The 20,270-nt window shown below is 68.1% G+C and carries 21 protein-coding genes and 1 tRNA gene; 14 read left to right on the top strand and 8 right to left on the bottom strand.

The features are described 5' to 3' along the window. Window positions 1–40: 40 nt before the first annotated feature. Window positions 41–781, bottom strand: a complete 741-nt coding sequence (locus LAJ19_RS02265; RefSeq protein WP_225476711.1) for a GNAT family N-acetyltransferase — start codon at window positions 779–781, stop codon at window positions 41–43. Window positions 782–874: 93 nt separating this feature from the next. On the opposite strand from LAJ19_RS02265, the gene LAJ19_RS02270 reads away from it, so the two are divergent. The 7 genes from LAJ19_RS02270 (at window position 875) to LAJ19_RS02300 (ending at window position 6,586) form a co-directional block, all read left to right on the top strand. Beyond that, window positions 875–1,150 carry a hypothetical protein gene (locus LAJ19_RS02270; RefSeq protein WP_225476712.1) on the top strand — a complete coding sequence of 92 codons (276 nt, stop codon included), beginning with the start codon at window positions 875–877 and terminating at the stop codon, window positions 1,148–1,150. 120 nt (window positions 1,151–1,270) lie between these two features. Then, window positions 1,271–1,930 (top strand): hypothetical protein, encoded by a 660-nt coding sequence (locus tag LAJ19_RS02275; protein WP_225476713.1) that lies wholly within the window; start codon window positions 1,271–1,273, stop codon window positions 1,928–1,930. After that, window positions 1,923–3,434, top strand: a complete 1,512-nt coding sequence (gene cobA, locus LAJ19_RS02280) for a uroporphyrinogen-III C-methyltransferase (protein WP_225476714.1) — start codon at window positions 1,923–1,925, stop codon at window positions 3,432–3,434. The genes LAJ19_RS02275 and cobA overlap by 8 nt, the downstream gene beginning before the upstream one ends. Window positions 3,435–3,556: 122 nt before the next feature. Next, a complete protein-coding gene (locus LAJ19_RS02285) occupies window positions 3,557–4,117 on the top strand; it encodes a precorrin-2 dehydrogenase/sirohydrochlorin ferrochelatase family protein (RefSeq protein WP_225476715.1) in 561 nt (186 codons plus the stop codon). Beyond that, the gene (hemA, locus tag LAJ19_RS02290; protein ID WP_225476716.1) at window positions 4,114–5,205 is read left to right on the top strand and encodes a glutamyl-tRNA reductase; all 1,092 of its coding nucleotides are present in this window, start codon (window positions 4,114–4,116) and stop codon (window positions 5,203–5,205) included. Before LAJ19_RS02285 ends, hemA begins: the two co-directional genes overlap by 4 nt. 87 nt (window positions 5,206–5,292) lie before the next feature. Continuing rightward, window positions 5,293–6,168 carry a CAF17-like 4Fe-4S cluster assembly/insertion protein YgfZ gene (ygfZ, locus tag LAJ19_RS02295; RefSeq protein WP_225476717.1) on the top strand — a complete coding sequence of 292 codons (876 nt, stop codon included), beginning with the start codon at window positions 5,293–5,295 and terminating at the stop codon, window positions 6,166–6,168. Beyond that, on the top strand, window positions 6,161–6,586 hold the full coding sequence (locus LAJ19_RS02300) for a hypothetical protein (protein ID WP_225476718.1): 426 nt from the start codon (window positions 6,161–6,163) through the stop codon (window positions 6,584–6,586). Before ygfZ ends, LAJ19_RS02300 begins: the two co-directional genes overlap by 8 nt. A gap of 62 nt (window positions 6,587–6,648) precedes the next feature. Here LAJ19_RS02300 and LAJ19_RS02305 read toward each other — a convergent pair whose 3' ends face one another. The 3 genes from LAJ19_RS02305 to LAJ19_RS02315 all read right to left on the bottom strand — a co-directional run bounded on the left by LAJ19_RS02305 (window position 6,649) and on the right by LAJ19_RS02315 (window position 10,732). Then, a complete protein-coding gene (locus LAJ19_RS02305; protein ID WP_225476719.1) occupies window positions 6,649–7,668 on the bottom strand; it encodes an ABC transporter permease in 1,020 nt (339 codons plus the stop codon). A gap of 37 nt (window positions 7,669–7,705) precedes the next feature. After that, complete coding sequence (locus tag LAJ19_RS02310; RefSeq protein WP_225476720.1) at window positions 7,706–8,728, bottom strand: ABC transporter permease; 1,023 nt, start codon at window positions 8,726–8,728, stop codon at window positions 7,706–7,708. Between the two features lie 282 nt (window positions 8,729–9,010). Then, on the bottom strand, window positions 9,011–10,732 hold the full coding sequence (locus LAJ19_RS02315; protein WP_225476721.1) for an ABC transporter substrate-binding protein: 1,722 nt from the start codon (window positions 10,730–10,732) through the stop codon (window positions 9,011–9,013). Window positions 10,733–11,031: 299 nt separating this feature from the next. Here LAJ19_RS02315 and LAJ19_RS02320 point away from each other — a divergent pair, with 299 nt between their 5' ends. From LAJ19_RS02320 to LAJ19_RS02335, 4 genes are all read left to right on the top strand, one after another. After that, window positions 11,032–12,051, top strand: coding sequence for a D-alanine--D-alanine ligase family protein (locus LAJ19_RS02320; protein ID WP_225476722.1), 1,020 nt, complete (start codon window positions 11,032–11,034; stop codon window positions 12,049–12,051). Between the two features lie 137 nt (window positions 12,052–12,188). Beyond that, window positions 12,189–13,166, top strand: coding sequence for an ABC transporter ATP-binding protein (locus LAJ19_RS02325; RefSeq protein ID WP_255639847.1), 978 nt, complete (start codon window positions 12,189–12,191; stop codon window positions 13,164–13,166). Between the two features lie 138 nt (window positions 13,167–13,304). After that, complete coding sequence (gene ypfJ, locus LAJ19_RS02330; protein ID WP_225476723.1) at window positions 13,305–14,198, top strand: KPN_02809 family neutral zinc metallopeptidase; 894 nt, start codon at window positions 13,305–13,307, stop codon at window positions 14,196–14,198. A 71-nt stretch (window positions 14,199–14,269) separates the two neighbouring features. Further along, window positions 14,270–14,941 (top strand): M48 family metallopeptidase, encoded by a 672-nt coding sequence (locus tag LAJ19_RS02335; protein ID WP_225476724.1) that lies wholly within the window; start codon window positions 14,270–14,272, stop codon window positions 14,939–14,941. 44 nt (window positions 14,942–14,985) lie between these two features. Here LAJ19_RS02335 and LAJ19_RS02340 read toward each other — a convergent pair whose 3' ends face one another. The 3 genes from LAJ19_RS02340 to hflX form a co-directional block, all read right to left on the bottom strand. Continuing rightward, entirely contained in the window at window positions 14,986–15,192 is a 207-nt protein-coding gene (locus LAJ19_RS02340; protein ID WP_225476725.1) for a hypothetical protein, read from the bottom strand. A gap of 96 nt (window positions 15,193–15,288) precedes the next feature. Then, window positions 15,289–16,206 (bottom strand): endonuclease/exonuclease/phosphatase family protein, encoded by a 918-nt coding sequence (locus LAJ19_RS02345; RefSeq protein ID WP_225476726.1) that lies wholly within the window; start codon window positions 16,204–16,206, stop codon window positions 15,289–15,291. Between the two features lie 97 nt (window positions 16,207–16,303). Continuing rightward, entirely contained in the window at window positions 16,304–18,019 is a 1,716-nt protein-coding gene (gene hflX, locus LAJ19_RS02350) for a GTPase HflX (RefSeq protein WP_225476727.1), read from the bottom strand. A gap of 302 nt (window positions 18,020–18,321) precedes the next feature. Here hflX and LAJ19_RS02355 point away from each other — a divergent pair, with 302 nt between their 5' ends. Further along, complete coding sequence (locus LAJ19_RS02355; RefSeq protein ID WP_225476728.1) at window positions 18,322–18,753, top strand: hypothetical protein; 432 nt, start codon at window positions 18,322–18,324, stop codon at window positions 18,751–18,753. 42 nt (window positions 18,754–18,795) lie between these two features. Here LAJ19_RS02355 and LAJ19_RS02360 read toward each other — a convergent pair. Then, window positions 18,796–18,885: transfer RNA gene (locus LAJ19_RS02360), tRNA-Ser, on the bottom strand. 318 nt (window positions 18,886–19,203) lie between these two features. On the opposite strand from LAJ19_RS02360, the gene rpsL reads away from it, so the two are divergent. Together rpsL and rpsG are read left to right on the top strand one after the other, a co-directional pair. Continuing rightward, a complete protein-coding gene (rpsL, locus tag LAJ19_RS02365; protein ID WP_225477921.1) occupies window positions 19,204–19,602 on the top strand; it encodes a 30S ribosomal protein S12 in 399 nt (132 codons plus the stop codon). 154 nt (window positions 19,603–19,756) lie between these two features. Then, window positions 19,757–20,227 carry a 30S ribosomal protein S7 gene (gene rpsG / locus LAJ19_RS02370; protein ID WP_225476729.1) on the top strand — a complete coding sequence of 157 codons (471 nt, stop codon included), beginning with the start codon at window positions 19,757–19,759 and terminating at the stop codon, window positions 20,225–20,227. Window positions 20,228–20,270: the final 43 nt, after the last annotated feature.

A 20,270-nucleotide genomic window follows, 5' to 3' on the forward strand; every position in this document is an offset into this window, starting at 1 on the left:
GCCGCTCTGTCCGGACGTGACTGTGCGTGGGCCTGAACGGCTACCGGGCTGGCTGGCGGGTGAACGTGAGTCGCAGCGCCGCCAGCCGAAATCCGGCGCGCAGTATGTTGCGTTCGCTGGGTGTACCTGGGGTCACGAACACGCTCGCGAGGTCCGCGCGGGTCTGGGCGGCGGCGTGCACCCGCGCGGCGAGCAGCGCCGTCTGCACGCCCTGGCCCCGGGCAGCGGGCAGGGTCGACATGCCGAACAGGGCGCCCACCCCCTCATGCACGGCGAGTGCGGCGCTGCCCGCTGCTTCCCCGTGCAGCTGCGCGGTGAACAGGCGGGTGCCTGGGGTGCGGGCCACGACCAGCATGGTGCTCAGGCTGCCGGGCCCGAAGCCCTGCGCAGACAGGTGCGCCCATTCGTCCGGGTCGGTGGTTTCCGCGACCGGCAGGGCCGGCGGTAGGGGGAGGGGCTCCAGATTGTGCAGGTAGGCGTTCAGCACGCCGCTCAGCTCGTAGCTGCGGGCGTTCAGGGCGGGCAGGGACGCTGCGGCGAAAGGAGAGAGGACATGCACGGTGGGCACCTGATGGTGCGCGGCGCAGAACGCTTCGAGGTCCTGAAGGTGGGCGGCGGTGAGGGGAGTCGTGCCGTCGTGCCACGCGGTGTTCAAGGGCAGGTCCGGAGCGGTGTGGGCGGCCACCAGCGGGCCGATCATGTGGCGCAGGCCGCCGAGGGCGTGTGCGTGGGCTTCGGCCCACGCGAGCCGCGCGGCTGCCGGCGTGCGGTGCGCAGTCATGGCCGCTCAGCATAGGCTTCGGGATTGATCACCGTTTGTTGATCTTGTGTGATCTGTCCAGTTCAGCGGACCCAGCCGCAGTGACGATGGGTCATGATTGCTTTTCACCCTCACCTGTTCGTGCGGATTGTCGAACTGGACGGTCCGAGAGCTCCGATGCCCCGACCATTGTCGAGCGGCTTCAGCGGGCACCGCGCCTACCGCGTGGTGGGGGTGTACAACCCCTCCGAGACCTCAGATGCCTACTTCATCCTGCCGAACGACCGGGATGAACTGTGGTTCATCTGTCAGCGGCACCTTCGTTTCGCGGGGCTGCACGACACGCCCGCGCATCACCTTGACCTGCCCATGCAGACCGCTGCGGACTGAGCGGCGGGGCATAAAGTGAACTTCAGTCAAATCACCCACAGTCTGAACGTCTGCCCGGAACACTGAATCCACCGGCGCGGCCCACCCTGGGCGTGCCGAGGTCAGCGTTCCGAGGTGCTCATGTCTTCATTCCGTCTGTCCGGCCCGGTGGCTGCGGCCGTCGCGGCCCTGGTCGGCTACGCAGCTTACGTTCAGTCGCCCCGTAATCCCCTGCGCCCCACGGCGCTGCCCGACGGCGTGGGGCCGGTGACGCACCGCCGCTACTGGGTGGAGGTGCGCGCCCCGGACGTTGCGCCGGAGGTCCTGACTGCCGAGGTGCTGCAGCGTCTTCCGGAACTCGCGCCGCGCTTTGCCGCGTGGTTCCGTGGCCTGGACGCCCCCCTGCCGTCCCAGGGTGGTCCGCCCATCGGGCCGGGCACGCGCCTGCGGATCCTGATGGGTTTTATACGCCGTGCGCGCGTGACGGTGGAGAAGCACGAGCCGCGGCGCTTCTGTATCCGCACGCTGCGGCTGCACGCCGACGCGGGAACGGTGACGTTCTGCGCTGAGCCCACCTCAGGCGGCCTGCACCTGGAGATTGAGTCGGTGGTGCGCTCGTCCAGCTGGTTTGACCGCTTCTCCTACCTGGCCGGCGCGCACGCCCTGCAACGCGCGAACTGGGAGGCGGTGCTGCGCGGCGCCGCGGCCCTGTCCGGTGGGGAGGTGACGGGTCACGGGCACCGGACGGAGGAGCACGCATTTGTCCCGCCCGGTGGCCGCTACGCTGTGGCCCATGACTGACGTTCCTGCTTCTGCCTCTCCGCGCGCGTTTGTGTCCCTGATCGGGGCCGGGCCGGGCGATCCGGGCCTGCTGACCCTGCGGGGCATGCAGGCCCTGCAGGAGGCAGACGTGGTGCTCTTCGACTACCTCGCCAATCCGGACCTGCTGCGGTTCGCTCCGCAGGCCGAGACGATCTACGTGGGCAAGAAGGGTTTTTCGGAGTACATCAGTCAGGAGCAGATCAACGCCCTGCTGGTCCGCAAGGCGCAGGAGCACGGTGGGCGGCGCGTGGCGCGCCTGAAGGGTGGAGACGTGTTCGTGTTTGGCCGCGGGGGCGAGGAGGCAGAAGCCTGCGCGCACGCCATGGTGCCGTTTGAGGTGGTGCCGGGCGTCAGCAGCGCCATCGCCGCGCCCGCGTACGCCGGGATTCCCGTCACGCACCGCGAGGCCGCGCGGTCCTTCGCGGTGCTGACCGGGAACACCAGGGAAGGCGGCGCGCACTACGAGCGCCTGTCGGGTGTGGACACCCTGGTGCTCCTGATGGGCGTGCGCAACCTCGACCAGATTGCCGCGGACCTGATTGCGGCGGGCCGGGACCCCCAGACGCCCGCCGCGACCGTGCAGTGGGGCACCACCCCGCAGCAGCGCGCCGTGACCGGCACCCTGGCAACCATCGCGGACGTGGTGCGCGCCGCCGGGCTGGAAGCCCCGGCCGTGACCGTGGTGGGTGAGGTGGTGCGCCTGCGGGACACGCTGCGCTGGTTCGACACGGCGCCCGGCTTTGGTGGACCGCTCGCCGGCAAGACCGTGGCGGTCACCCGTACGCGTGACGGTGCCAGCGGCCTGTCTGACCGTCTGCGGGCGCGCGGCGCCAGTGTGCTGGAAGTCCCGTTGATCCGCTTCGCTCCCACGGCGCGCCCGGGTGAGCTGCGCGCGAGGCTGCGCGACCTGAGCGGCGTGGCGTGGCTGCTGCTCAGCAGTAACCAGGCGGTCAGTTCGCTGTTCACCCACCTGGACGCGCTGGGGTTGGATGCCCGGCACCTGGCGGGCGTGCGCGTTGCGGCGGTGGGGCCCAGCACCGCCCGGTCCCTGGCGGAGCGGGGTGTGCGGGCGGACTTCGTGCCGGCCACCCCGGGCGCACGGCACCTGGGGGCCGGACTGCCGGCCGGGCCAGAGGAGGGCACCCTGCTGCACCTGACGTCCCAGGTGGCCGAGGATGATCTGCAGCGCGCCCTGGAAGAGCGCGGCCTGACGTACGAGCGCGAGGAGCTGTACCGCACGGAGCCCGCCCAGCCGGATGACCTGTCCATGGACCGTCTCCGCGGCGCGGCGGTCGTGACGCTCGCGTCCGGCAGCGCTGCGCGGCACCTGGCGGCGCTGGCGGGTACGGCGTTCCGGGTCGCGGCCATGGGACCACAGACCGCGGACGCAGCGCGTGAGGCGGGCTTCACGCAGGTGACGGTGGCGCATGAAGCCACCCTGGACGCCCTGGCGCAGGCCGCGGAGGCGGCCATTCAGGCATAGGGGGCGCCGTCACGGCGTTCCCCGGGCAGTGACGGAAAGGCAGACCAAGTGCGTCCCAGTCGTCTTTCTTACCGATCGGTCGGGGACGGCTGCCCCGGCCGTCCCACGCTAGACTGCGCCCTGTGAGCCTGCTGCCTGCCTTTCTGGACCTGCACGGCGCCCAGGCTGTCGTGATCGGCGGCGGGCCCGTGGCCCTGCGCCGCGCCCGCAGCCTGCTGGGCAGCGGCGCCCAGGTGCAGGTCATCGCTCCGCAGGTGCACCCTGACTTCCAGGCCCTGTCCGTGGAGGTCACGCCCCGGCACTACCGCCGCGGGGACCTCAGCGGCGCGCGGATCGCGGTGGCCGCCACAGATTCGCCGGATGTGAACGGCGCCGTGGTGCGTGACGCGCTGACCCTCGGCCTGCTCGTGAATGACGCTTCCGACGCCACGCGGGGGAACCTGCGCTTCGCCGCACTCGCTGAAGGGCACGGGGTTCAGGTGGCCGTGAACACCGGCCGTGAACTGCCCACGCTTGCCCAGGCGCTCAGCGAACGGATCGCGGAGCTGCTGCCGAGCGCCGAACAGCTGCGTGACTGGACGGGCCGCCGCGAGCACGCCCTTACCCTGCCGGGCGACCAGAAGCAGGCGCAGCTCAACGCGCTGCGCGCCGAGATCCGCCGGGCCGTAGGAGTTCCCGCATGACCCTCGCCTGCCCCACCGCCCACGCCCTCCTGGCCCGGCCGGGCGCGCCCCTGCTCGAAGCGCTGGACTTCGCTGTGGTCGGCCTCAATCACCAGACTGCTCCCGTCGAGGTCCGTGAGCGGGCCGCGGTGCGCGCCGGTGAGGAAGGCACCCTGCTTTCGCATCTGTGCGCGCACGCGCAGGAAGTCATGCTGCTCGCCACCTGCAACCGCACCGAGGTGTACATGGCGGGCGTCAGCGGTGACCCGCTGTCGGCCTTCGAGGGTGCCTGGGGACACGCGCTGCGTGATCACCTGTACGTTCACCAGGGTGAGGCGGCCGTCACGCACCTGTACCGCGTGGCTGCGGGCCTCGACAGCCTCGTGGTCGGCGAAACGCAGATTCAGGGGCAGGTCAAGCGCGCCTGGATGGACGCCCGCCAACGGGGCCTGACCGGCACCATCCTGAACAAGGTCGCGCAGGGGGCCCTGGCCGCCGGCAAACGCGTGCGCTTCGAGACTGGCATGAGCGACAAGATCGTCAGCGTTTCCAGCGCCGCCGTGGATCTCGCCCAAAGCGCCCTGGGCGGCCTTGCGGGCCGCACGGCGCTGATCATCGGGGCGGGGGAGACGGCCGAACTGACCCTCACGCACCTGCGTGCCGCGGGTGTGGAGGACGTCATCGTGGTCAACCGCACTGTGGAGCGGGCGCGGCAGCTGGCCGAGAAGCTCGGCGGCCGGCCCTGCGCTGTGGAGTACCTGCACGAAGTGCTGCCCGAGGCGGACGTGCTGATCGCGTCCAGCGGCGCGCCCCACTACGTCCTGCACGGCGACGGCGTGCGCGCGGCGCTGCGCCAGCGTCCCGGGCGTCCCATGTTCCTGATTGACATCAGCGTGCCCCGCATTCTCGACCCGAACATCGCCGGGGTACCCGGCGCGCACCTGCACAACCTCGACGACCTGACCGGCATTGTGGCCCGCAACATGCAGAGCCGCCGCGCCGCGCTGCCGCACGCCGGCGCCATCGTCCGTGACGCCGCCGCTGACCTCAGCCGCTGGCACCTGACGCGTCAGGCCCGGCAGCGGCAGCTGGCCCTCGCCTCCGACTGAACGCCGCGTCGTCCCAGGCGCGCTCGCCGGCAGACCTTGCGACCCGCGTTCCACATGCCGGGCGCGTCATCCCTTACCCTGGGCGGCATGTGGACCCGGATTCCCTCCAGCAGCCTGCGCGTGACCGGCGCGGACCGCGTGGACTTTGTGCACGGCCAGATGACGAACAACCTGCGCGGCGCCCCCACGCCCGGCATGGTGCCCTGCGCGTTCCTGAACGTGCGCGGGCAGATCGAACAGTTTGCTCGCGCCTACAAACGTGATCAGGACGTGTACCTTCACCTCGATGAAGGCCAGGCCGAACCGCTCGCCGCCCGGCTGCGCCGTTACATCATTTTCGACCAGGTGGAGGTGCACGACGTGAGCGCTGAGTTGCGCACCGTGCACGTGTGGCCCGGCGCCCTCCTGCCGGGCTGGCAGCCTGACGGCGCGGACGCCCAGACCCTCGACCTGGGCGGCGTGACTGTCCTGGCCGGCCGCGTGAACCGTGTGGGGCACCCCGGTGTGGATCTTCACTACCTCGCGCGGCAGGAGACCGCTGTGCTCGCTGCCCTGCCCGGCGAGGAAGCGCCCCTGGCGACTCTGGACGCCGCCCGGGTGCAGGCAGGCATTCCAGACATTACCCGTGACGCCCTGACCGGCACGCTGCCGCAGGAAGTGGGGCTGGACCTCACCGGCCCGCTGCCTGCCATCAGCTACCGCAAGGGCTGCTACGTGGGTCAGGAGATAATGGCCCGTCTCGAAGCCCGCGGCAACGCCCGTTATCACCTCGTGCGCCTGAACGGTGCTGGCCCCTGGGCGCCCGGTGCAGAAGTCACGGCAGACGGCCGCGTGGTGGGTCAGGCCGGTCTGCACGCCGGGGGGGGCAGCGTGGCCCGGCTGCGCAAGGAACTGCCGGACGGCGCCGCCGCCGAGGTGAATGGGCAGCCCGTGACGGTGCACCTGCTATCCACGCATGCTTGAGGGCGTGGCCCGGGACCTGAGGGCCGGGGACGCCGGAAGTCTGACCCGCGCGGCCCGCCGCTCATTCACGCTCACGTTCCTGGTGCTGGCCGCGCCGGGCGTACCGCTGGGCGGCCTGCTCGCGCTGGTCCGCCCATTGACCCTGCGCAGCCCCGGCTGGCTGGCCGGGGTGGTACTGCTTGCAGGTCTGCTCGCAGCGGCCGCACTGTACCTCGCGCGGCGCACAGCCCGCGATGCTGGCCTCCCTGAGCCGCAGCGGACGCTGGCGGCGGCCATGCAGGCCGCCACAGCGCCGGCTGTGCCGTTCCTGATCGGCTGTGCATTCCTGCGTTCGCCGGGTGTGGTGGCGCTGCTGTGGGTGGTCGCTGGCGCGCTGTTCTTCCTGGCGCGCCCCAGGGGAGGCCCACCGGCCCTCTGAGGACCAGCCCTTACAGCAAGGTCCCCCGCTTCATAGCGGGGGACCTGTCGCGTGCACTCAGCTCAGCGGGACTTGGGGTCCAGCGCGTCGCGCAGACCATCGCCAAACAGGTTGAACGCCAGGCTGAACAGCACGATGAACACAGCGGGGTACACCAGGGTGTACCAGTACTCGGGTTTCAGCCAGGCGCGGGCTGCGTCGACCAGCTGACCCCATTCCGCGAAACCAGGCTCGAAGCCCAGGCCCAGGAAGGACAGGCCGGCGATGCCCAGCGGCACGGTTGCCAGGTCCAGCACTGCAGTCGTGAAGACCGCGGCGATGCTGTTGGGCACCACGTGCTTCATGATCAGGCGGGGGTCACGGGCGCCCAGGCTGCGGGCGGCGTCCACGTACTCCAGCTGCCGGGTGCGCAGGACCTCGCCGCGGATCAGGCGGGCGTAGGAGGCCCAGCCGGTGACGCAGGACGCCACGATGATCGGAATCGTCGGGTCGTAGTCTCCTGCGCCGCTTTGCAGGCGGGCACGCAGGATGGTCAGGATGACCACGGTGAGGATCAAGGGCGGCAGGGAGAACAGCACGTCGATGAAGCGCTGAATCAGGTTGTCGAGCCAGCCGCCGTAGTAGCCGCTGATGGCGCCGAGAATCACACCGATGACGAGGGTAATGCCGACGATGATGAACGACATTTTCAGTGCGGTTCGGGTGCCCCAGACCAGGCCATAGAAGATGTTGTAGCCGTTCACGGTGCCGAACGGCGCTTCGGCGCTGGGCGCGCTGGGCCGCTGCTGGAAGCTGAGGCGCTCCGTGCGGTAGCAGCTGTCGGGCGGCGCGAAGACAGCCTGCCAGAAGGCGCCGCCGCCGGGGTTGTACACCTGGCTGGCTTCGGTGATGTTCAGGTCACGCAGGCAGTTGCCGCTGGGCCTGGCGATCAGCGGAGCGAACACGGCGAGCAGGGCAAACAGCAGCGTGATGATCAGGCCGGTGATGGCCAGCGGGTTACGGCGCAGCTTGCGGACCGCAGGGCTGGTCCAGAACTGCTTGAAGCTGCTGCGGTCCTTTGAGGGGGTCAGGGCGACGGTCATGCGGTCCTCCGGCGCAGGGGGGAGAGGAAGCGGAACATCAGTCGAACCTCACGCGGGGGTCGATCACGCCGTACAGGACGTCCACAATGGTGCTGACCACGACGACGATCACGGCAGTCAGCATGGCAAAGCCCAGAACGGCAGCGAGATCCACACCCACGGCCGCCTGAACCACCCATTGGCCTACGCCGGGGAAGGCGAAGATCGTTTCGGTGATGAGCGAGCCGCCGAGCAGGCCGATGATCAGGAAGCCGCCCAGCGTCACGATGCTGAGCAGTGCGTTGCGGCGGGCATGCTTGTTGTTCACCACGCGTGGCGTGAGGCCCTTGGCGCGCGCGGTGCGCACGTAGTCACTGGTGAGCGCTTCGAGCATGTTGTTGCGCATCACCTTGATCAGGCTGGCGCTCAGCACGATGATGAGCGTCAGGGCGGGCAGCAGCATGTGTTGCAGGGCGTCCCAGGTGATGTCCCAACGGCCGTTCAGAGCGGCATCCACAGTCAGCAGGCCGGTGTAGTGCTTGATGTCACCCAGCGCGAAGGTGTTCAGCACGTTGACCTGCCCGGCGCCGGGCAGCCAGCCCAGATACGCGTAGAACACGGCAAGCAACAGGATGCCCACCACAAATGATGGCAGCGAGTAGCCCAGGACGACCAGCACCCGCAGCAGCTGGTCGATGAACCGGTCCTTGTGCAGGGCGCTGAGCGTGCCGAGCCAGATGCTGAGCAGCAGGATCGGAATGGCCGTGACGATGGTCAGCTCGATGGTGCGCGGCAGGCGTTCCTTGATCGTGACAAGCACGTCCTGACTGCTGGCCTTGGAGTAGCCAAGGTCACCCTGAAGGGTGCTGCCCAGCCAGCGACTGTACTGGACAGGGAAGGGGTCCCGCAGTCCGCGTTGCTCGATGATCTGTTCCAGGCGCGCAGCCTGCTGTTCACTGCGGATGTACGGCGCGGCGCGCTGCTCGGGGGTGAGCAGTTGCGTCAGGCCAACGATCATCAGGGAGAGGACGAGCATCACCACAGGAATCTGGATGAGTCGCCGCACGATGAAATTAAGCATGAGGGCCTCGGTGGGAAGTCTCCCGGCGGTCAGGTCACGGTTGACCGGGGCGGGAGGGAAGAGGGTGAAGAGCGAACTGTGTCTAAGACTGGGCGCTGAGGTGTAATCCGCCCGCTAGCGTATCCAAAACCCCTGTAGAACGCAAAGTATGCGGGGGGGTCGTCCCGGTATAGAGAACCTGTCCGGCGCGCAATCCGGCCTGGTTTCACTGTCTGGCACGGGAAAAGGGCAGCCCGGTCGGGGCTGCCCTGCCTGCCGCGCAGGTGAGTGCGGGCGGGTGATTTACTTCTTGCTGAGTTCCTTCCAGAAGGTGCCGGTGGCGCCGAAGGAAATCATGGGGTTGTAGTTGCTGGCGCTCACGCCGACGAGGCTGTCGCGCACGAAGGTGTAGTTCACGGGCGCGGGGATCAGGATGTACGGGGCCTGCTCGTGGGCCTTCTTGGCGACCAGGCTGTACAGGCGGTTACGCTCGGCCGTATTGACGGTGTTGCGGGCCTGCTCGAGCCACTTGTCAACCTGGGCGTCCTTCCAGTTGTTGCGGGGGAAGTAGTAGCCGTTGCTGCTGTAGAAGGTGTACATGAAGTTGTCCGGGTCGGCGTAGTCGGGCGCCCAGGCCAGGATGACCATGGCTTCCTTGCCGTCCTTGGAGTCCTTCAGCATTTCGCTCCACTGCTTGGCCTGAATGTTGATCCGGAACTTGGGGTTCAGGGCTTCAACGTTCTTCTTCATCATTTCCACGGCCGTCTGGGCGGCCACGCTGCCGGCGCGGTAGTTCGCGGTCAGCGTGAAGCCGTTCTTCCAGACCTGGCCGCCCCAGGCGCGCTGGAAGGCCTGCTTGGCCTTGGCCGCGTCAAAGTCATAGGTGCTGACCTTGGGGTCGTAGCCCGGGAAGGATTCGGGGAGCAGCATGGTGCGCTGTTTGCCCTTGCCTTTCTGCACGTCCTTGATGTACTGGTCGTAGTCGAAGGAGTAGCTGAAGCCGCGGCGGACGTTGGCGTCCTTGAAGAAGTTCGCGGGAATCCCCTTGCCGTCCAGTTTGCCGCTGCCGAGCAGACCGGTATTCTTGATGTTCTCGTTCATGAAGAACGCGCCGGCGGTGGTGTTGGGCAGGTTGTCGATCCACAGCACGCCGGGTTTGCCCCGGACCTGCTCTTCGTCCACGGCGCGGCCACCACCGTCGATGATGTCGGCGTCACCCTTCAGGAAGGCCTGCTGGCGGGCCGCCAGTTCCGAGACCTTCTGAATCACGACGTTCTTGATGGCCGGCTTCTTGCCCCAGTAACCGTCAAAGGCAGTCAGCAGGGTGGCGTTGGAGTCCTTACGAACCAGTTTGTACGCGCCGGTGCCGCTGGGCTGCTGGGCCAGCTTGCTGTTGGTCAGGTCCTTGCCGATCCAGTCCTTCCAGGTGGCTTCCTTGCCGTTCCATTCGCCCAGTTCGGCGGCATGCTTGGCGTCCACAATGCTCTGGCCGGAGAAAGCGAGTTTCGCCAGGAAGGCGGGGTCAACGCTGGGAAGCGTGAAGACAAGCTGACCGGCGCTGGTGCACTCGATGGCCTTGTCGATGCGGGCCCAGGTGATGGTCTTGTCGTCGGCGGCGTTGGCGCCGGTGCCCAGGAGGCTTTCGGCGATGAACCAGTTGCCGGATTCGGCGCTGTTGGTCACGAGGTTGCGCTCGAAGCTGTACTCGGCGTCAGCGCAGGTGAAGGTGTTGCCGCTGTGGAACTTCACACCTTTGCGCAGATCGAAGGTGTAGGTCTTGCCGCCGTTGCTGATGGTCCACTTGGTGGCCAGCAGGGGCTCGAGTTTGGTCAGGCTGGCGCCGCTGTAGGTCAGCAGGGTCTCGTACATGTTCTCGACAACTTCGCCAGAGGCGGTGTCGTAGGTGACGCCGGGGTCCAGGGTGGGGATGTCAGAGGAGGTCTGGTAGACCAGGGTGTCCTTAGGAGCCGCGGCCAGGGCCGAGGTCAGGGTGAGCAGGGTGGCAAGTGCAGCAATTTTTTTCATTGATCCTCCGAAAGGTACTTCGACAACCGGCGCGGGACTGCGTGTGCAGGGACTCGCGCCGTGTTGTCTGGGGGTTGATCGGTGGGCATCATAGCGCACCGTTTCGTGCTGTGGTGTGACGTTCACCCGCTGCCACACGCCAGGACGCCAGGGATAATTCGTGGTGGTGCTGAGAATTCGCCGCTGTCTATCTTTATACAGTCCAAGAAGTCTGGACAGTACTGCTCGTGCTTCACAGGCGTATGGTACGGCACTTGCTGTCCATGTGTACGCCCGAAAGGCATGACATACTGCGCCGCGTGAAGAAGCGCATCCTGCTGCTGGCCGGTGGTCAGTCCGGTGAACATGAGGTTAGCCTCCAGAGTGCCCGCAGTGTCCTGAAGGCGCTTCCCCGCGACCAGTTCGACGTGACGCCCGTGGTGATCAGCAAGCAGGGCCGCTGGCTGCCCCCCACCGAGACGCAGCGGGCCCTGGAAAGCGGAGAGGCGCCCGTCGGCGGCGACCTTGTGCTGCACCGCGCGGCCAGCGCCGAGGGGTACGACGCAGTTTTTCCCTTGCTGCACGGCCCGATGGGTGAGGACGGAACCGTTCAGGGCCTCCTGACCCTGGCCGGAATTCCTTTCGTGGGCAGCGGCGTGCTGGGTTCTGCTGTCAGCATGGACAAGGTCATGACCAAACAGGTGCTGGCGTCCGCGGGCATCGCCCAGGTGGCGTGGCGGCTCGCGGTCCGCCGCGAGTGGCAGCAGGAACCCACTCGCGTGCGGGCCGTTGCCGCGGAACTGGGCTTTCCCCTGTTCGTGAAACCAGCGAACCTGGGCTCCAGCGTGGGCATCAGCAAGGTGAATTCTCCCGCCGAGCTGGACGGCGCGCTGAATCTGGCATTCAGCCTGGACCGCCGCGTGATTCTGGAAGCCATGACCAGCCACCGGCCACGTGAGGTGGAGGTCGGCATTCTGGGCAATGACGCGCCGGTCGCCAGCCCGGTGGGCGAGCTGCAGTTCGAAGCGGAATTCTACGATTACGAAACGAAGTACACCGAGGGGCGGGCGACCATGCACATCCCAGCCCCCCTGCCGGCCGGCGTGGCCGAGCAGGTGCGTGAGACAGCGCTGCGGGCTTTCCGGGCCCTGGACTGTGCAGGGCTGGCCCGCATTGACTTCTTCTTCGTGGAGGAGACCGGCGAACTGCTGCTGAACGAGGTGAATACCATGCCGGGCTTCACCACCACGAGCATGTACCCGAAGCTTTTTGAGGCAGCTGGACTTGGATACAGTGAACTGGTGACGAGGCTGGTGACGCTGGCACTCGAGGAGCGTTGAATCACTGAGCGTAGCAGCGTGAAACGTGAGCTGTAGGATGTCCTTGCCATATTAGTCCGACTGGCTCCCAAGGCCCCCCCAGGACCCTGGCGCTCACGGGGCACCTCGAGCACCTCACCAAACGCTACGCGCCGGGCCTGCCGCCCGTCGTTCATGACCTGAATCTCAGTGTGCTTCCGGGCGAACTCCTGACGCTGCTCGGCCCCAGCGGGTGTGGCAAGACCACCACCCTGCGCCTGATCGCCGGCCTGGAACGTCCCGACAGCGGCGCTGTGCACCTCGCCGGAAAGAACGTTACCGTGCCGTTCACGCCCCCCGAGCGGCGCGGCGTGGGTCTCGTGTTTCAGGACTACGCGCTGTTTCCGCACCTGAGCGTACTGGGCAACGTCCTGTTCGGGCTGCGACACCTGCCGCGCGCCGCGCGCCTGCCGCGTGCCCGCGAAACGCTGGCCCTGGTTGGCCTGACCGTGTTCGAGACCCGCCGCCCGGACCAGTTGAGCGGCGGGCAGCAGCAGCGCGTGGCCCTCGCACGCGCCCTGGCCCCCCGCCCAGGCGTGCTGCTGCTGGACGAACCATTCAGCAACCTTGACGCGCAGCTGCGTCACGCCACCCGGCAGGAGGTGCGCGCCATCCTCCGTGCGAGCGGCACCACGGCCATCCTCGTCACGCATGACCAGGAAGAAGCGCTGGCCTTCAGTGACCGCATTGTGCTTATGTGCGCCAGGCAGGCCGAACAGATCGGTACGCCCCACGGGGTGTACACGCAGCCCCGTACGGCGTTCGTGGCGAACTTCCTGGGCCGCAGCAACCTGCTCTCCGGCACCGCCGAGCACCTCACGGCCCGGACCGCGCTGGGCCCGGTTGCGCTCAGTGAACCGCGCAGTGGCCCTGTGCTGGTCAGCGTGCGTCCCGAGCACCTGCGCTTCACAGACGATCCAGGCGCACCGGAAGTCACCATCCTGGCCCGCGAGTTCAAAGGCCACGACGTCACGGACACCGTGGGCCTGGCCGGCCAGCAGCAGGAACTGCTCGTGCATGGTCCCAGCGACGACGTACGTGCCGAGGGGAGCCGCGCCCGCCTGCTGGTCACGCACCCGGCCCGCGCCGTTCAGTAACGCCCAGGTTCAACCTTCAGGGAGGCCCTGTGAAGCCTAAAGGTCAGCTCAGGCACGCCCCGCACAGCCGTTCCTAGAATGGCTTGAGGGACCAGGACCGCACCGGCGGACCGGCATCAAGCAGTGAAAGGGGCGCACATGGACTGGAAAAATCTTCCCGGGAGTGGCGGGAACGTCGAGAGTCGTCAGGGCGGGGGCGGTTTGCCTGGCGGGGGCATTGCGGTCGGCGGCGTGGGCGGTCTGATCATTGCGCTGATCGCCATGTTCTTCGGCATAGATCCCGGTGCCATCCTGGGGGGCGGCAACGGAAGCTCCCCACAGAGTCAGACGCAACAGGGCCAGACGCAACAGGGTCAGACGCAGCAGGCGCAGCCTGCCGCGGACGACGAGGTCTATCAGTTCATCAACCAGATTTACCGCAGCACCAACCTCGTCTGGGACAACGTCTTCCAGGCCGCTGGGCGCACCTACACCGATCCCCGGCTGGTGCGTTACAACCGCGGCACGGCCACTGGCTGCGGGCAGGCCAACAGCGCCGTCGGCCCCTTTTACTGTCCGGCCGACCAGTCGATCTACCTGGACACCAGTTTCTTCGCCACCATGCAGCAGCGTCTGGGGGGCGGGGGTGACTTCGCGTACGCTTACGTAATCGCCCATGAGGTTGGTCACCACGTGCAGAACGAACTTGGCATCGCTGATCAGGTCGGGCGTCGCCAGCGCAGCGCCCGCACCGAGGCCGAAGCCAACAGCTACAGCGTACGTCTCGAACTTCAGGCGGACTGCTTCGCGGGCGTGTGGGGCAACAAAACCCAGCAGGACGCCAAGCTGACCCAGTCGGACGTGCAGGAGGCCGTCCGGACTGCTGAGGCCATCGGTGACGATAACCTGCAGCGTCAGGGGCAGGGGCGCGTCGTGCCGGATTCCTTCACGCACGGCAGCGCCGCGCAGCGCGTGAAGTGGTTCATGACCGGCTTCAAGGGCGGCGACCCCAACAGCTGCGACACCTTTAGCGTGAACGCCAGTCAGCTGTAAGTGTTCAGGCCAGCGGGTGGGGCGTGAGGTGAATCACCTCGCGCCCTGCGTTTATGCGCTTTGCTGTTTCCATGAGTGAGTGGGAGGTGGCCGGGGTGCCCGTCGAGATTAAACGCAGCGCCCGCCGCCGGACTGTCGCGGTGCAGGTCCGGCCTGGGGCGGTGACACTGTTCGCGCCGCACCGCGTGAGTCTGCAGGACCTGCGCAGCCTTCTGGACGACCGGCGCGAATGGGTAGCTGGGCACCTCGCGGGCTACGCTGCCCGCCCCCCTGCCCGGGTCGCGTTGCATGACGGTCAGATTCTGCCGTTCCTGAACGACACCCTGACGGTCCGCCTGGACCCTGCGCGGCGCGCCGCCCGGCGTGACGGAGCCACACTTCTGCTGCCCCTGAATGATCCGGAGACCGCCCTGAGGTACTGGACGCGCCGCGCCTGTACCGCTCCTTACCGCGCGCTGGTTCAGGATTACGCCGCGCAGCTGGGCGCTGCGCCCCGCCTGGGCCGCGTGCTGGTGAGTGACACGCAGTCGCGCTGGGGCAGTTGCACCGCCAGCGGCGATATCCGTCTGCACTGGAAACTCAGCCGCGCGCCTCTGCCGGTCCTGCAGTACGTGGCCCTGCACGAAGCGGCGCACCTGCTGGAACTGAATCACTCTGCCCGCTACTGGGCGCACGTGCAGCGCGTAATGCCCGAGTGGTCGCAACACCGCGCCTGGCTGCGTGACCATGGTCATACGCTCTGAGCTGAACGGAGCACCTCCCTTCAAGGTGAAGGGAGGTGCAGGCGTTACATAGCAGGCATCGGTTCCGGCATGCCTGGCGTGTCGGGATTGGGCGTCGGGTGAGGCTCCGGGAGGCCCGGAGTGTCCGGGTTTACGGGCGGGTCCATCATGGGACCGCTGTCGCCTGCGCCGGGCATCTGCTCAGGCATAGGGGCGGGCATATCGGTCGGCTCACTGGCCGGGGCGGGCGGGCGATCGTAGGGGCCGGTCATGGAGAACCTCCTGAATGGGTCGGGGTGGGGCCTTGGCCTCAGTGTTGGCCGTGATCCTTCAGCGCACAGCTGAGGGCGGTAAAGAGCCCTTCACGGCTAGCGGTCAAACGTCACCAGGAGGGGCCGGTGGTCACTGAGGGCCCAGGGCAGAACCCGGGCGCTGCGGGGCGTGAGGCCGCGGCCCATCACGTGATCGATTCTCAGCAGCAGCGGCGGAAAGGTCCAGCCCGGGCCGCGTCCAGCCTGATCGTGGGCGTCTGGCCCGAAGGCCGTGCGAAGCTCGCGGTAGGTCCGCCCGCGCGGCGGGGTGTTCAGATCACCGCCCAGCAACAGGAGCCCGGGGCTCTGCGCCGCAATGTCTCGCAGGAGCCGGACCTGCTGGTCCCGGGCGTCCCTGGTGCGGCGAACCCTCTCCAGATCACCCGTGAGCACGGAACTGACCTGCACGGTGCCCAGGTGGGCGTTCACCACGCCCAGCGGCCGGCCCTGCCAGGACAGGCGGGTGAGCAGCACTTCGCGGCGGTTGGCAGGCAGGGGCCACACCTGCACGTCCAGGAGCGGCAGGCGGGTCAGGGTGGTGACCTCAGCGGCGTGCTCGGCGCGGTAGCCGGGCAGGGCCGCCGTCAGAAGAGCACGGCCCTCCGGGGTGGCAAACCGTGATTCCTGAAGCAGGATCACATCTGCATTCAGGGCGGCCAGCGCGCGGCCCAGCTGGATGGGGGTGGCGCGCTGACCCCCCAGGACGTTGAAGGTCACCACGCGCAGCGCCCCCTCCGCCTGGGGCCGCAGGTGCAGCGCTCCGGCACCCCATGTGGCGACCAGCAGGGCGGCCCAGGCCACCCGCCGGCCTTTCCCGTGCCCGTGCGTCCAGAGCAGGGCAGGAAGCGTGGCGCCCACCCACAGCAGGGGCGGCGCGTAGGCCAGCAGCAGTGTGGGCAGCGTGCGCTCGCCCGGCCACTCGCCCAGAACCCAGGTGAGCGACGCGAGCAGAAGCGTGAACCAGGGCAGAACCATCCGTTCAGTCTGCCTGGGTCGCGGTGATCAGGTCGTCAACCTAAAGCGCAGGGGGCCACTGCGGCTCCCCTGCGTCCGGTGGGTACGTGAGCGCGCGTTACTGGTACCGGGCGGAGAGCGCCCGGGCTTCTTCCTGCCGTGCCAGCTCGGCGCGCTGCACCCCTGCCACAGCGTCCGCCAGCGCGTCTTTCAACTCTGTGAGCCCTACGTTCTGCAGGGCGCTGACGGGAATCCCGGCGCCGTCGGTGCGTTCCACCTCGCGCTCCAGTGTGTCTGGGGCCGCCGCGTCGGCCTTGTTCAGGGCAATAACGGTCGGCATGTCCCGGAATCCGAGTTCCTCCAGAATGCGGTTCACGGCGTCCAGTCGGGTGTCCGCGCCGGGGCTGGCCGCGTCCACGACGTGCAGCAGCACGTCGGCGTCCCCGATTTCCTCCAGCGTGGACCGGAAGGCCCGCGTCAGGTCCTTGGGCAGGTCCCGGATGAACCCCACCGTGTCGGTCAGCACCACGGGTCCGATGCCCTCCAGGTACCCCTGGCGGCTGGTGGGACGCAGCGTGGCAAACAGCTTGTTTTCCGCCAGCACGCGCCGGGGCTCCTCGGCGGCGTGCGTGAAGGTGTTCAGCAGCGTACTCTTCCCGGCGTTGGTGTAGCCCACAATGGAAATCACGGGCACGTCGTTGCGGGCGCGCTGCTTGCGGCGCTCCTCCCGGCGCGCCGAGACGTTCTCCAGCTGCCGTTCCAGGAACGAGAGGCGGTCGTTGATGCGCCGGCGGTCCAGCTCGAGTTTCGTTTCCCCGGGCCCGCGCGTACCGATGGCGCCGCCCGCGGCGCTGCCCGCGCTGCCGCCGATGCGTGAGAGCTGCGCCCCGGCGCCCAGCAGGCGCGGTTTCATGTACCGCAGCTGCGCCAGTTCCACCTGCAGTCTGGATTCCACGCCCTGCGCGTGAAGCGCGAAGATATCCAGGATCAGCTGCGTCCGGTCGATGATCTTCAGGCCGGTGGCGGCCTCAATCTCGCGTGCCTGGGCCGGGCCGAGTTCCTGCCCGAAAATCAGCAGGTCCGCGTCCAGGTGGTACGCCCGGCTGGTAAGTTCCTCGAGTTTCCCCGCGCCGACGAGCGTGCCGGGTTTCAGGTTGCGGCGGTACACGAGCTCCCGGTGCACCACTTCCGCTCCGGCCGTCCGGGCCAGTTCCGCGAGTTCCTCCAGACGCTCCTCGGCGTCGAACTCACCCTGGTCGATCTGCACGAGAATGGCGCGCTCGTGGTCCTTTTTCGCTTCGCGGCCCACAGCGGCCCGGGCAATTTCCTCCTCCAGCGCCTGCACCTGCGCGCCCAGGTCAAATTCGTCGATCTGGAAGGCCGGAACGGGCGGCAGGATGCGCCAGTCCTCCTCCTCCCCGACTGTGCCCGGCGGGGTGAGGTGGGCCGTATGCACCAGGCCCGGCTGACCTTCACCGCGCACCTCGATGGCGGAGACCGCGTCCAGGCGCCGCAGGAACAGCGTGGACAGGTCACCCTTGCTGAGTGCTCCGCCGCGCGGGTGGGTGTGCAGCAGGTGAAAGCCCGACAGACGATTTTCCCCCATGCGCAGGTCAGGAAATTCGGTGGTCTTGGCGTCGGCGACACTCACGCTGATCACGCGGCCTCGCCGGTCGATCAGCACGCCCACCTCGCGGCGGACATCCGCGGAGAGTTCCGCGAGGTTGCGCGCCAGTTCGGGCGACCCGATCCGCCCGGGCTCGATGCGGCGGCGGTACAGGTTGCTCAGGGCTTTGAGTTGGGCCGGGCGCAGGCCGGACGTGTTGCCATGCACTTTATCGATGGTGAGTCACTTCCTTTGGGAAATGCGCCGCCGCAGGGCAGGCCGCCCCGCAGTGGGAGAGTAAGAGATGGAGTGTGGGGCGAGCCAAAGCTCCGCAGCCCACCCTGACGCGGCCACGCGCCACCCAGACGGCACTCGGGTGGGGGCATTCAGCCGTTCCAGCATTACGCCCAGTGTAAGCCCGGGAATCTGCGGGGAACGTGTGCGTTCACTTGATGTTCTTGATCATCGTACCCCTACCCTACGCGACGGCCCAGGCACCCGCATCCGCCGCCTGGCGTACCATCCGGCATATGCCCGCTCCGGAACTCCTGCGCGACACCCTGCGTGAGGTGCTGTACGGCCCCCAGGGCCTGCATGGCCTGTTCAGCGGCCCAGGTGATGGCCTGCTGCGCGCCGCGCACGCCCTGACCCTGGCTGATCTGCGCGCCGCGCCGCACCTGCCCGGCCGGGTGCTGGCCCTGCGCCACACGCTGACCCTCACGGCCGCGCGCCTTGCCGACCCGCACGCCCTCCTGACCGATCCCACCGAACCCGCCACCTGGGTGCCGGCCGACCTGAACGCCTGGCGGGTGGAACTCATGGAACTGGCGCGGGCCGGGCAGGCCCTGTACGACGCGCTGTACCTCCCTCTGCGGGGCGAGGCCCTGCGGGAAGCGCACGGAGCGGTGGTGCACGCCGCGCGGGAAGCGGCGCTGCTTCAGCACTGGCGCGGGCTGCCGTAGCGGGCCGCAAAAAACCCCAGGCGCCGTGGCCTGGGGTTCGTCTGGCGAAGAGGGTGGGATTCGAACCCACGGTAGCCTTGCGACTACTTCGGTTTTCGAGACCGACCCATTCAACCACTCTGGCACCTCTCCGCACGGGAAAGAACGGGCGTCCGGGAGCATAGCACGGACCGCGCCGCGCGCACCACCCCTATAGCCTGGCGGAACGCTTGCGTTCGTGCCCCGCGCGAGGGTATGCTGCGAAGGTTGAAAACTGCCCCGGTTCTGGGTTGCACCAGGGGGGTTTTTCGGCAAGCCACCACAACCGCGTGCGCCCTGCGCCACCAGCCGGTCGGTGCGTGATCACCTTAGGTCCGACCCAGCCAACCCTGCGCCGCCCCGTACGCGTGGGCGGCCCCGCCCCAGAGTGGCGCTCCCTGCGCCGCTTGTTCCCATGAGGAGTGATTTCCCCTGCCTACTACCCAGCAACTGCTTCGTAAGGGTCGCAAGACGATCCAGAAGAAGAGCAAGGTCCCTGCCCTGAAAGGCAGCCCCTTCCGCCGCGGCGTGTGCACGGTCGTTAAGACCACCACCCCCAAGAAGCCGAACTCCGCACTGCGCAAGATCGCCCGTGTGCGCCTCTCCAGCGCCTTCGAAGTGACGGCCTACATTCCCGGCGAAGGCCACAACCTGCAGGAGCACAGCGTCGTGCTGATCCGCGGCGGCCGTGTGAAGGACCTTCCCGGCGTGCGTTACCACATCGTGCGCGGCAGCCTCGACACCCAGGGCGTCAAGGACCGCAACAAGAGCCGGTCCAAGTACGGCACCAAGAAGCCCAAGGCCGGCGCGGCCGCGGCGAAGAAGAAGTAAGGCGTGCGTCGCAGCCGCGCCGCGCACTGCGGTTGCCGGCTCCGCCGCCCCACCTTCCATCGCCCACCAAGGGGTGATGCCAGTGAAGCAAGTAATCCGCGCGTAATGCGCGCCTGACCCCCGCACGCGGGGCGAAGACACAAGGGAGTCAACCATGGCACGTCGCCGCCAAGCTGAAGTGCGCGTCATCCAGCCCGACCTGGTCTACCAGGACGTTCTGGTGAGCGCAACCATCAACCGCATCATGCAGGATGGCAAGAAGAACCTCGCGTCCCGCATCTTCTACGGAGCCATGAAGCTCGTTCAGGAACGCACCGGCCAGGAGTCCCTGAAGATCTTCAAGCAGGCCTACGACAACATCAAACCCCGCGTGGAAGTGCGCAGCCGCCGCGTCGGCGGCAGCACCTACCAGGTGCCCGTCGAGCCCAGCGAGCGCCGCAAGCAGAGCCTCACGCTCCGCTGGATGATGTCCGCCGTGGAAGGCCGCCCCGAGCGCACCGCCGTGGAGCGCCTCGCCGGTGAAATCATGGACGCCGCCCAGGGCCGCGGCGGCGCCATCAAGAAAAAAGACGACGTGGAGCGCATGGCGGAAGCCAACCGCGCCTACGCGCACTACCGCTGGTAAGACCGCTTCACGGCCCCTCACCGGGCCTGAACCGAGCGAGATC

It is taken from the genome of Deinococcus taeanensis (genome assembly GCF_020229735.1).
GTDB lineage: Bacteria > Deinococcota > Deinococci > Deinococcales > Deinococcaceae > Deinococcus > Deinococcus taeanensis.

Bases quoted from the DNA above. Each gene is read 5' to 3' on its own strand.
- LAJ19_RS02265 (WP_225476711.1), bottom strand. From the start codon at position 781: ATGACTGCGCACCGCACGCCGGCAGCCGCGCGGCTCGCGTGGGCCGAA.
- LAJ19_RS02355 (WP_225476728.1), top strand. From the start codon at position 18,322: ATGCCCGCTCCGGAACTCCTGCGCGACACCCTGCGTGAGGTGCTGTAC.
- LAJ19_RS02275 (WP_225476713.1), top strand. From the start codon at position 1,271: ATGTCTTCATTCCGTCTGTCCGGCCCGGTGGCTGCGGCCGTCGCGGCC.
- LAJ19_RS02310 (WP_225476720.1), bottom strand. From the start codon at position 8,728: ATGCTTAATTTCATCGTGCGGCGACTCATCCAGATTCCTGTGGTGATG.
- LAJ19_RS02300 (WP_225476718.1), top strand. From the start codon at position 6,161: ATGCTTGAGGGCGTGGCCCGGGACCTGAGGGCCGGGGACGCCGGAAGT.
- hemA (WP_225476716.1), top strand. From the start codon at position 4,114: ATGACCCTCGCCTGCCCCACCGCCCACGCCCTCCTGGCCCGGCCGGGC.
- LAJ19_RS02335 (WP_225476724.1), top strand. From the start codon at position 14,270: ATGAGTGAGTGGGAGGTGGCCGGGGTGCCCGTCGAGATTAAACGCAGC.
- ypfJ (WP_225476723.1), top strand. From the start codon at position 13,305: ATGGACTGGAAAAATCTTCCCGGGAGTGGCGGGAACGTCGAGAGTCGT.
- LAJ19_RS02270 (WP_225476712.1), top strand. From the start codon at position 875: ATGATTGCTTTTCACCCTCACCTGTTCGTGCGGATTGTCGAACTGGAC.
- LAJ19_RS02305 (WP_225476719.1), bottom strand. From the start codon at position 7,668: ATGACCGTCGCCCTGACCCCCTCAAAGGACCGCAGCAGCTTCAAGCAG.
- rpsG (WP_225476729.1), top strand. From the start codon at position 19,757: ATGGCACGTCGCCGCCAAGCTGAAGTGCGCGTCATCCAGCCCGACCTG.
- LAJ19_RS02340 (WP_225476725.1), bottom strand. From the start codon at position 15,192: ATGACCGGCCCCTACGATCGCCCGCCCGCCCCGGCCAGTGAGCCGACC.
- cobA (WP_225476714.1), top strand. From the start codon at position 1,923: ATGACTGACGTTCCTGCTTCTGCCTCTCCGCGCGCGTTTGTGTCCCTG.
- LAJ19_RS02315 (WP_225476721.1), bottom strand. From the start codon at position 10,732: ATGAAAAAAATTGCTGCACTTGCCACCCTGCTCACCCTGACCTCGGCC.
- LAJ19_RS02345 (WP_225476726.1), bottom strand. From the start codon at position 16,206: ATGGTTCTGCCCTGGTTCACGCTTCTGCTCGCGTCGCTCACCTGGGTT.
- ygfZ (WP_225476717.1), top strand. From the start codon at position 5,293: ATGTGGACCCGGATTCCCTCCAGCAGCCTGCGCGTGACCGGCGCGGAC.